The organism is Pseudomonas huaxiensis (assembly GCF_003231275.1).
GTDB lineage: Bacteria > Pseudomonadota > Gammaproteobacteria > Pseudomonadales > Pseudomonadaceae > Aquipseudomonas > Aquipseudomonas huaxiensis.
Window position 1 is genome coordinate 18,385 of sequence record NZ_QKVL01000059.1, and the last position, 10,703, is coordinate 29,087.

Annotated in this window: 9 protein-coding genes and 2 pseudogenes; 7 read left to right on the forward strand and 4 right to left on the reverse strand. The window is 50.1% G+C overall.

Translation table 11 applies throughout. From position 1 onward, the window contains the following. Nucleotides 1–57 precede the first annotated feature (57 nt). From DM374_RS30155 to DM374_RS33880, 3 genes and pseudogenes are all read left to right on the forward strand, one after another. Entirely contained in the window at nucleotides 58–1,179 is a 1,122-nt protein-coding gene (locus DM374_RS30155; RefSeq protein ID WP_110973203.1) for a Shedu anti-phage system protein SduA domain-containing protein, read from the forward strand. 4 nt (nucleotides 1,180–1,183) lie between these two features. Then, on the forward strand, nucleotides 1,184–1,696 hold the full coding sequence (locus tag DM374_RS30160; RefSeq protein ID WP_110973204.1) for a hypothetical protein: 513 nt from the start codon (nucleotides 1,184–1,186) through the stop codon (nucleotides 1,694–1,696). 181 nt (nucleotides 1,697–1,877) lie between these two features. Then, a pseudogene (locus DM374_RS33880) lies at nucleotides 1,878–2,372 on the forward strand (histidine phosphatase family protein); the annotation flags it as partial. 45 nt (nucleotides 2,373–2,417) lie between these two features. On the opposite strand, the gene DM374_RS33885 reads toward DM374_RS33880, so the two are convergent. After that, nucleotides 2,418–2,786: a histone-like nucleoid-structuring protein, MvaT/MvaU family gene (locus DM374_RS33885; RefSeq protein WP_110973205.1), complete on the reverse strand. Its 369-nt coding sequence runs from the start codon at nucleotides 2,784–2,786 to the stop codon at nucleotides 2,418–2,420. A 526-nt stretch (nucleotides 2,787–3,312) separates the two neighbouring features. On the opposite strand from DM374_RS33885, the gene DM374_RS30175 reads away from it, so the two are divergent. Then, nucleotides 3,313–4,362 carry a hypothetical protein gene (locus DM374_RS30175; protein WP_110973206.1) on the forward strand — a complete coding sequence of 350 codons (1,050 nt, stop codon included), beginning with the start codon at nucleotides 3,313–3,315 and terminating at the stop codon, nucleotides 4,360–4,362. Nucleotides 4,363–4,364: 2 nt separating this feature from the next. On the opposite strand, the gene DM374_RS30180 is transcribed toward DM374_RS30175, so the two are convergent. From DM374_RS30180 to DM374_RS30190, 3 genes and pseudogenes are all read right to left on the reverse strand, one after another. After that, on the reverse strand, nucleotides 4,365–4,721 hold the full coding sequence (locus tag DM374_RS30180; RefSeq protein ID WP_110973207.1) for a hypothetical protein: 357 nt from the start codon (nucleotides 4,719–4,721) through the stop codon (nucleotides 4,365–4,367). Nucleotides 4,722–4,835: 114 nt separating this feature from the next. Next, nucleotides 4,836–6,116: a translesion error-prone DNA polymerase V subunit UmuC gene (gene umuC / locus DM374_RS30185; protein ID WP_110973208.1), complete on the reverse strand. Its 1,281-nt coding sequence runs from the start codon at nucleotides 6,114–6,116 to the stop codon at nucleotides 4,836–4,838. Then, a pseudogene (locus DM374_RS30190) lies at nucleotides 6,103–6,530 on the reverse strand (LexA family protein). The gene umuC and the pseudogene DM374_RS30190 overlap by 14 nt, the downstream one beginning before the upstream one ends. A gap of 194 nt (nucleotides 6,531–6,724) precedes the next feature. On the opposite strand from DM374_RS30190, the gene DM374_RS30195 reads away from it, so the two are divergent. From DM374_RS30195 to DM374_RS30205, 3 genes are all read left to right on the forward strand, one after another. Next, nucleotides 6,725–8,443, forward strand: a complete 1,719-nt coding sequence (locus tag DM374_RS30195; protein ID WP_110973209.1) for an AAA family ATPase — start codon at nucleotides 6,725–6,727, stop codon at nucleotides 8,441–8,443. Nucleotides 8,444–8,970: 527 nt separating this feature from the next. After that, nucleotides 8,971–10,209, forward strand: coding sequence for an SH3 domain-containing protein (locus tag DM374_RS30200; protein ID WP_157969775.1), 1,239 nt, complete (start codon nucleotides 8,971–8,973; stop codon nucleotides 10,207–10,209). 169 nt (nucleotides 10,210–10,378) lie between these two features. Continuing rightward, on the forward strand, nucleotides 10,379–10,703 hold a 325-nt coding region (locus DM374_RS30205), incomplete at its 3' end, for a helix-turn-helix domain-containing protein (RefSeq protein ID WP_157969776.1).

Genomic DNA, 10,703 nt, shown 5'->3' on the forward strand with positions numbered 1-10,703 from the left:
AATCACTCAAGGCTAGAAGCAACCAGCCACCTCAAGGGAAATCGTAGAAGGAATCGTATGGACATTGTAACTCTCGAAAACCAAGCCATTGCTGAATTCCTCAGCATAGTTAATCGGCAGCAAGCGCTACTTGCCCGCATAGAGGATCAAATCACCACGCAGCCGATAAAGCCCGCCGAGAACAAATATAGAAGACAAGGCCAGAAGGCCAAAGATAAAAAAGCAAATCGTGGATCATCAAACAATTCACCTGAAATTCAAAGTCGCTCTGAAGATTTACGAGAAGCACGTCTGCATGAAAAAATTGTAGAGTATCCGTTTCTGCTACACACCCCTGAACTCTACGCAGGTGAATTACTGCTTGACTCAATAATTGACGAACTCGCACTCCCTAACAAACGCCGAGCTGACTTTGCCTTCCTCTCAGGGCAAAACCAAGTAATAAAAATTTCGCTAGTCGAAATTAAACGCGCCTCTGACAAAGTATTCAAAGATAACGCCCAAAAAACTGAATTTTCAAAAAAAGCAAAAAAATGGATTTCACAAGTTGAAGAATGGAGAGATAGCTTTGTATCTGAAGATCGAAAAAAATCTCTACTCCTCAGTTTAAAACCTTTACTTAAAAACTACCCAGTTCCACTGCTAACACCAACGGACAATGTAGCTAGAGAAACCCAAATAGAGATAGACTACATACTAATCGCTGGCAATGAAAAAATCGACACCCCAAAACGCCAGCATCTAGTTGATAGCCTCTACCTAGAAAATGATATTCTTCTAATGCCTTACCCTGAAATGATAGAACTGGTTAAGAGGCACCCGCGCCCAAAACATATGATCTCAATATGGGCAACCGGCGTTCACGTAAAAACATCCTCACCGAACCTACCGCACTTCGGAGATCTTAACGAAGATCCACTCGGCGTAAAAATGGCTGGCCTCGGGATGAATCACTTCGATACTTCAAGAAGAAGGACTTGTTTTCATCCCGAGACCTTACGCGAAATATTCTACCGTTCCGCAGGCGCTTGCGAAATCCCGGGCTGCGGCGTAAAAATTTTATCCAGCGATGGAGTCCAAGGACATCTTACGCCGATTTATAATAATTTTCCGGAGCGATCAACGCTCCCATTTGAAGCTCTTTGTGTGGCGAGAGCACACTGCGCTTCTATGCGATAACCATATGGCTGCACTCAATGAGGATGAGACCTCCACCTTAGGGAACTGCCATTTCCTTAAGGAAAAGTTGCAGCACAAGTCCCCATATCGCGCCAACCTTGATCATGAGCTAATGGAGTTCATGATAGCATTGACGAATAGAGTCGCAACCAAATTTCTAACCATCGCAAATGGTAGCAAAACAGAAAGCACTCTATTCACCAAAGAAATGACACAATGGATAAAGTCCATCTCCGCCATACCTGTGGACATGAGACAATTCTATCAAGAAATCGTCGTACACTACTTTAAGAATGGAAAACCAAAAAGAGGGAAACACACAGAAATCCAACTACTAAATTCGCTACCGTACTACTACCTAACAAAGGCCAGGTTATTGCGAAAAAATCCAGAAACGCTAGAAATAGAGCCAACTATGCTTGATGAGCTTAAAAAAACCAACAATCTTAGTGATATTTACAGAGCGTTCACCTACTACAGCATGTTGCACCGTAATGGACATAGTTTTCACTACTAACACTCTCAAATATTGAACGACACTTTTCCTTAAACACTCCAATAGTACAGAATGGCGGCAACCCCAAAATTCACCTGTAGCTACTGCCACCTCCCGCTAATTGATGTACTGGGCGCTACGGTTTCGGGAGGTGCGAGGAAGCAGGGTATTGGTGGCACCCCATGAAAGTGGAAGATAGCTGATGAAACGTGTACGGCTGATTCGGCACGGCCAGAGCGCTGCAAATGCGGGCCAAGCCAGCAGAGATCATGCAAGCATTCCTCTCACCTCTTTGGGCCTAGAACAAGCTCGGATGATCGCCGGATCATTATCCGTGGCACCCGACCTGATCGTTGCGTCTCCTTTCGCACGAGCGCAGGCCACCGCTCAGGCAACTGCCGCGACCTTCCCCAGGACACCGTTTGAGACATGGGCTATCGAAGAGTTTACGTACCTTGCACCCGAGCGCTGTATCGATACGACTGTGGCTCAGAGGAAGAGCTGGGTCGATGCATACTGGCTGAAGTCCGACCCCGGCTATCGCGACGGCGCCGGCGCGGAGTCATTCCTTGATTTTGTTGCACGAGCCCAGGCCTTTTTGGATCGGCTTTCGGCTACTGAGCCAAAGATAGCCGCTTGGTCAACCAGGCTGCTGCTCTCAGCTACCTACCTGGAAAGGTGGCTGCATCACCAAAGAAAAAGCCCCCGTCAGGGGGCTTTAGCAGACTGCCAGTGGAACGTGTTACTGGGCAAGCCAGCCTTCCACCACGTCGCCACCATACTGGGCTTTCCATTCCTTAAGCAGCTTGTGATTGCCACCCTTGGTCTCGATGATTTCGCCGTTATGCGGATTCTTGTACTGTTTCACCTGGCGGGCGCGACGTGGGGACTTTTCAACTGCTACCGGAGCGGCGGCACGACGGTTGGCTTGAGGATCCAGGATGTTGATGATGTCGCGCAGGCTGTAGCCGTACTCAGCCAGCAAGTCCCGCAATTTGGTCTCAAATTGAATTTCAGCTTGCAGCTCGGAAGAGCCTTTGAGTGCTTCAAGCTCTGCGAGCTGTGCGGCGAGTTGCTGCTCGAGTTGACGGAATTCTGCCAGGCGAGACATAGATGATCCTTTTTAGGCTTAGTAGGAAGCAAAACTACATCCTAAACTATCACGGGCGTTTTTGCCTCTCCGACAAGGCTTTTATTCATTGAAAATACGAGTCCACGTAATGGGTCAAGCACTGATCTTAGGCTCAGCTCGCACTCTCCGATCAATCATTTCAGCGTTAGTCGTTTTTCGCGCCAACCCATTGTGGATGCCTCTAAGGGGCACCCACATCTTGGGCTAGCCACGAGCTGATGCTCATTAGCCTACATGCAAGATCTTGACAGTCCTAGAGTAATTCAAGGGCTGAGTAATCTTTCGACGGCCCCTCTTAGGACGCTAGTGGAGCCAAGCCAGGAGTTACACGTTCTTGCCACCCACCACAGCAGTTTCTCCGACTCGATGAGACGCCGTAAGGTTGAAATTTCAAGCGTACCCATGGTGGAATGCAAAGGTCGTCGTTTTAGCCAATTCAGCCAGCGAAACTCTCGACGAGCCAATCCTGCCATGACTACAACCATTAAATCATGAGAGAAAACCTGTGAGCAAATACTCAAACATCTTCGATGACCCAGAAAACATGAGACAAATGCAAGATATTTTGTGGGAAATCATCGAAAAAAATAATACTGTCAGTCAAGAAACCGATGGACAAATAATTATAAACCTTCAACGATCATCCTTAAAAAAATTGTTCAGCAATATTAACGAATGCGTATCTCAAGAGTATTCTGAAGAAGAGCTAAACAAAATAATAAGCAAAAAAAGCCGTACAGCACGGACTTTTCACACAGAGCTTTCCCGCCTTACAGAAGCCACATTCAGACTTTACAAGAATTTAATACCAAACACGCTGCCGGAAATATTTCTAAAAATTCTAAAGACCAAGAGCAGTGACATCATAGATGAATTCCTCTCCATCCACTTCAGCAACATAACTGTCCCAGCACTAAGAGACGAAGACCATCCTGGAGACGATATTTTTCTTTTCATTCGACACATCATGCTTATCAACGATGAAGACGAAATGAATAGCATCATTGCTGAAACACTAACTGCCCCGGCTCAATCTTTAGAAGCTGTATATGGCATGTGCGGGCTATTGATCCAAGCATCAAGGGCAGAGCAAGAGGGTCGCATGGATGAAGCCTATAGCTATCTAATTGATGCGAGCAATATGATAGGCATGTGCCAAGCAACTGAATTCATGATGCCTCGTATTGACGCAATTGCCAAAAAGCGTTTCGCCAAGGAAAATGCAAAACGAAAACATACATCCCCGAGCCCTCTTAACTCAGCCAAAAAAAAGGTTGCTGAGCTCTATATCAATCTTAAGCCACTCGTCGAGCCTGACAAACCAAACTCTTCGCGCAAATGGCAAAGTGCGAACCATGCACACGAGACCATTTATGACGCAATGAGAAAGGAAATAGACGCAAATGAAATCGGCGACACGACCATCCTTACAATATGCCGGAAGCTCTACAAACAGGAAAAAATTCAGATTCAAAAACAAGGTCGCCCCACCGTCAACGTTTACATAAAGCAAACGCTGGCGGACGGGACAACAATATCTAAAAAAATACTTTAGTGCTAATCTTCAAACTGGTGAGAGCTGGCGTCAGAAATGTCTATCAGCCAGTTCTCGGTAGCCACGGAGCCTACCAATCGATAGGCATCGTACTGATCAATACCGAGATAGGCGGGATACCCACGACCAGTCAAGTAGTTGACCGAACGCACGTTCACCTGTTGTCCGCCAGGCAACCGAGTGTAGCTATAGAGAACCTCAAGTAGATTATTCACAAACTCTTGGTGTTGCGGGTAGAGGGAGTAATACACTGTATCACTATTAACGGGGTAGCCTTCATTGTCTCCGTAGGGGCGAGGTATTTCGTCAAGCTGCTTCAGCATGCGACAAACATCGTTCAGGGTTGGGGTGTAGTGCATGGTGATGTCCTCATTGGTTGACCTGGGCACATCGTGCCGACCTTTGAGGGCCGATGCGATTCGGGTGCTAGCACATCAACTTTTTTGGAAGGCATGCCATGTTCCTAGGGCCATCTATTTGCAGTACACCGTCCACAACTCATCAACCCGTGTGGTAAAGCTCTGGCTCATCATCTCCCGCCGCATACCCCAACTGGGATCCACAGGCACGCTTGCCAACCGCATCGTCCCCCTGCCCCACCTTCCATTGACCGCATCAAGCACGCCCATGAGCTTTTCACTCGCCACTGGCTGAGCAGCCGCAAATAGGTCACCGGTAATCTCGTTTGACTGGCTGATGTCGAGGAGCAACACCTCCGCCTTGCTATAGCGGAACCCTTTCCGGAACACCCGCTCCACACCCTTCTGGGCTGCTATTGTCAGCAACCGCGTGTCGTCTGTTGGATATGGCAGCTCGACCAGCAAGCCGTTGGCGTACTTCGCCTCGTCCGGATTGAACATCCCCGTGCGGATGCTCACCCGTAGCCGTTTGCAAAGCGACTGCTGGGCACGAAGCTTCTCGGCAGCCCTGGACGTATAGGTGGCCACTGCTTCTTTGATCGGAGCCAGCTCAGTCAGTCGGCTACCGAACATCCTGCTACAGCAGATCTCCTTTTTGGGTGGGTCGGGATCATCTAGCTCAAGGCACGTGGTGCCGGCCAGCTCCCTGGCAGTCTTCTCGATCAGCACACTGAACTGCTTCCGGAGCGCCCAGGCATCAGCATGCGCAAGCTCCCACGCAGTTCGTATATCCATAGCCGCCAGGTGTACCGTCATGCGCCGGCCAACTCCCCAGACGTCCGACGCATCGCACTTCTTGAGCACCCAGTTGCGCTTCACCTCATCGCGCAGGTCGACGACCCCACCGGTATGACTCTGCCATTTTTTGGCAGCAAAGTTGGCCAGCTTCGCCAGGGTCTTTGTCGAGGCAATGCCAACACCGACCGGGATACCTGTCCGCCGATAAACCTCGGCACGGATCTGTCGGCCCAGGCGCTCGAGGTCGCCGGGCATACCCGTGAGCTCGGCGAAGGCTTCGTCGATGCTGTACACCTCTGCTGCGGGCACCATGGACTCGATGACTGACATGACCCGCTCACTCATGTCGCCATAGAGCGCGTAGTTCGACGAGCACGCCACAATGCCGTGCTTTCGGAGCTTATCTTTGATCTGGAAGTAGGGCTCGCCCATCTTGATCCAAGGCTTCGCGTCTGCCGACCGGGCGATCACGCAGCCGTCATTGTTGCTGAGTACGACAACAGGCTTGGTACGGAGGTCGAGGCGAAATACACGCTCACAGCTCGCGTAGAAGGAGTTGCAGTCGATGAGGGCGAATACTCGCTCAGGCTTTGTCATGGCTTCGCACGCTGTAGGTAACCACACCCCAGACCTGCAGTTCTTCACCTTCGAGAAGGTACCGAGATGGGTAGCGCGGGTTCTCGGATTTGAGCACCACCTGGCTGCCATCTCGAGCAAGACGCTTGCACAGCGGCTCGCAGTTCACAGCGGCGATCACAATGTGGCCAGGCTCAGCCTCGATGGAGCGGTCGACAATCACAAGGTCGCCGGGGTAGATGCCGGCACCGATCATGCTGTCGCCCTCGACTCGCACTAGGTAGATGTGAGGCGCCCGCACGTCCAAGAGCTCATCGAGGGAAATACGCTTTTCCAGGTGATCGGCTGCTGGAGAAGGAAGCCTGCCGGCACCTGAAACGAATACAGAGGGAGCTCTGTGGTGCTGGGGTTGAGTGGGCCGAGGATAGTGACCATGACGAGAACGCCTTTACTGTATATGCGTACAGTAAACCGCTTTGAGTGAGGTTGGTCAACGACTACTCGGCTGGATCGTAGAGGTGCCCCTCATCGGGCATGGACATCATCAACTCAGCGGGCCATCATTAGGCCACATCCAGTATTCCTTTCCTCCTCGCGACACCTCAACTTCGGCTCAAGGACAGTGCTTTATGCGAATTAATAAATTGTTATTGGAACGCTACAAAAAAGTTCTGCGAGCCGAAATTTCATTAGAATCGGTGAATGTTCTTGTAGGTGGAAACAACGCGGGAAAAAGCAGTGTTCTTCAGGGCATACACTTTTCCATCAGCGCGGCGGTTGCCTCCCGTCAGCAAGGGCAGAAGACCTTCTCAACCGAGCTATTGCAGTACAACCCTACCCCAGACTTCAGTGTTTTGAGAAATGGCTCTCCTTACCTGAACCACACTGGAACAGGTGATAGCAGCCTGACACTTTTCTCTACCGCCATCTCCACCGATGCCAACGGCGTGCAAGTAGAGGAGGAAATTCAATACAGTATAACAATCAGCAAAGGCCGGAACCATGGCAACATTGCTTGTAACAGAGAGGGTGACTCTGAGCGTATCGGAAGCACTGTTACAAACCCCGCAGATCTCTATAGTGTTTATGTTCCCGGCCTAGCTGGAATCTCGCAATATGAAGAGCTCCGCGCTCGAGCAATTGTACGAAGAGGTGTAGCCAGCGGCGACGCTAACCTGTACCTCCGCAACATCATCTACTATATACATGTTGAAGGGGAGCTCGACATTCTCAACGAGCGACTTGCTACTATTTTCCCTGGCACAGTGATTGATGTTGAGTTTGATGAACAGCGCGACCACAGGATAAAAGTTTATGCCACACAAAATGGGGCAAGAAATTTAATCGAGCTTTGCGGAACCGGGCTTCTGCAAGTGCTGCAAATTTATTCATACATTACCTACTTCAAACCCAAACTTCTTCTACTTGACGAGCCAGATTCACATCTACACCCTAACAACCAGATAGCTCTATGCAACGCTATTTCTTTCATCGCTGAAAGCACTGGCACACAGGTGCTTCTGTCCACCCACAGCCGTCATATGATGGACGCATTATCAGATGATGCGAATTTTGTATGGATGAGAAACGGGGAAATTCAAGAGCAAGGTAGCAACATAGATCGACTACCCATGCTTCTTGACCTGGGAGCACTGGATGATTTTGACCGACTAAGAAATAACGAGATTGATCTGATTGTACTCACAGAAGATCGCAAAACCCGTTATTTGGAAAGGCTTCTTGAACTCAACGGCTTCCAGATGGGTAAAACATTAATCTATAGCTATAAAACCTCATCAAATATTGAATCCGCATCACTATTCACGGACTTCCTTAAAAATGTCTCACCTGGGGTGCAGGTAATGATCCATAGAGATAGAGATTTCATGACCGTAGAAGAATCCGCAGGCGTCGAAGGTCGAATAGCTCATGAGCAAGCTATCCCGTTCATCACTGCAGGCAGTGACATCGAATCTTACTTTATTGAGCCAAATTTCCTGGCATCCATGACCAGAACTGAGGATCCAAACGATATTGTTGCCTGGCTCGATGAGGTAGCCGCCAAGCACCATGTAGAAATCCAGCATCAATTTACTCGTAAGAGGGACGATATTTTTGACCGCATTCACAAGCGGAACAGAGAGGCTGCTCCTGACACGCAGACATTGATGGGTACGGTAATTCCCCTTCCTAGCGACAAGCGCAAAGGGAAGTTTATGATCAAAAAAATTAGAGCGGGATTCAGGACTAAATTTGGAATGTCCTACGATGAAAACTTCCAAGGTGTCGTTCCTACCTGTAACACACTACAAGGTATTGCAGCACGAATCTGGCCTGCAGCAGCTTAACGATTGAACAGGAGCGCATTACAAGCGCTCCTGTATTCTTCTTTTGAGAGGAACTACCAGGCATCACCTCTCCCTGGATTTCTTGAGGCCTGCGGCGCCTGGACAGTTCTCCCTCGATGGCATCAATTCCATAGATCGTCTTTTACGATTTCAGCAACTGAGCCAACCAACTCCTGGTTGCTGGGAGCCCCTCACAGTGTCACCTACACCAACAAAAACCCTGAGTTTTTCAAGTGGGTGGCCTTTGCCACTAAACACAGTACCTAGCCAGGCAAGTAGGGTCATGGAGCACGCTCTAAGCAAGCGAAGCGCGCAGACCAAGAAGGTCGAAGTTGTGAAGGATGATAGACTGGGAGGAACGCCAAGGCTCGGTTTACGACATCCTGGCCGCGAGGCAGCACGCCCTATCCACTAATGCTGCTTCAAAATAAATCCATGTCTTCACCCATTCCCCCGGAAAACTCATCTCCCATGCGGAACCGGAACGGGTATCCTCTTGGTATGAGCCGAAGACTTGGGGTGGGACGGTGTCGAATCAAGACAAACGACTTCAGCAGGTAGCTGATTATATAGAAGCCATCAACCAGACTGAAGCGGAAAGATCGCCTCAAGAATTGGCAGTCCTCCAGAGAATGGCGAGCGAGACCCTCTCTCCTCCACCTCCTATCGACAGCTCATCCATCGAAGCCATCAAGTCTTTCCAGGCAAGCTATGCGGGCACCCAGGCTCTATTAGAAAAGGCCCGGGTGACTAGCTCTCTGCTTGATGACTCGTATGGAGGATCCCTTAAGCAAATTCGGGAATTCGCGGACAAGGCCATGGCACCTGCGGCTGCAGCAATGCGTGCGATGGAAAGCCTCTACCCGACCAAGCAGATCGAAGCCATCACGCGACTAACCTCCAGCCCTTTATTTCAGCCGTTTGGTGGTATTTCAGGATTGCAGTTCCCCACCTTCGAGAGAGCGGCTACACAAGCGATGGAGAGGATCTCAGCTCAGATTCAAGCACTAGATGGACTGAAATCTTTCCGCAGTATCTGGGCAGAAAATGAAGCAACCCAGGCCAGATTGGCGAGCTTCGCACAGATCCACAGCGTCACTGAAGGGCTAGCAAAGCTGCACGTTACGCCGAAGTACAGCGAAATGATGAAGCAGGTAGCGATCCTTGCAGAGTCTCCGTTGTTCGAGGCACTCGAGCGCACGTCTGCAAGCAAGCTAGCCAGGCTGTTTGAAGAATATGAAATCGTCGAGCAGACAGCCTTGGTTCGGGAGCCGGCAGCCCGCTATGACGTCAAGCCCGTCCAGGAAGCTTCGCTACAGAAAGAAATTATCGATGCACTTGAAGGCAAGGAGAGTCGCAAGCCGCTTACCCCTGCCGCGTTCCTCCTGCTTTGCTACATTCTTGGCTTCCTTTCCGGCACGATGGCCCTTGTAAGCCAGTGGAAAGACTTCAAGGACGGTCTGTGTGATCTCAACGACCTTACCCTTCAGTCGGAGTCTACTGCAGAGGCCCACAGGCTGGTTCGTTCCTCGATGTGCCATATGCCTAAAAGCGCCAAGGCGCGTGTGAGGCTCGTGGCCAGGGACAACGTAAACCTTCGCTACTCGCCAAGCATGAAGGCCGAGGTAATCATGCCTTTGAAGCAGTATGCCGTACTGGAGGTTGTAGACTCGACCGATAAGACTTGGTTGGAGGTCATTTACAAGCACGAGGACATTGAGATTCAGGGCTGGGTATCTAGGAGCATGGTGAAAACCGTCCAGTAATGCATCGAACAAAAGGAGCTGTTTTCAAGTAGCCACCCACGCCCAAACCGTTTGTGATTGAAAGATTCGAACAGATCGTTGAGAGAGCACTCGCCAAGCGCCGACTAACGAGTGCTACCACTCAGGCTATGATCTGTCGGAGCTACGCCACTAGGATGTGACCCAACGCATGAACCTCCAAGCCTTAGGCGATAAATTCCAGCGGTACCGTAATCAGCTCCAGCGCCCTCTCAGCGAAGTCGCAGAGGCAGTGGCTATTGACGAGGAACGGCTCAAACAAATCGAGATGGGCACGCTTGAGCCTTCCGGGGACGAGGTGCTCATACTCGCCGACTACTATCGCTGCGATTTCAAATTCTTCATCTCGGACGAGGAGCTGGCTCCATTCGAGCAGACGGAAACGCTGTACCGGGCCCACGGCCATGAGTTCTCGAAAGAGGATCGTGCGGCGATTCAGGAGTTTTTGTATCTCTGTGAGACCGAAGAATTCCTTA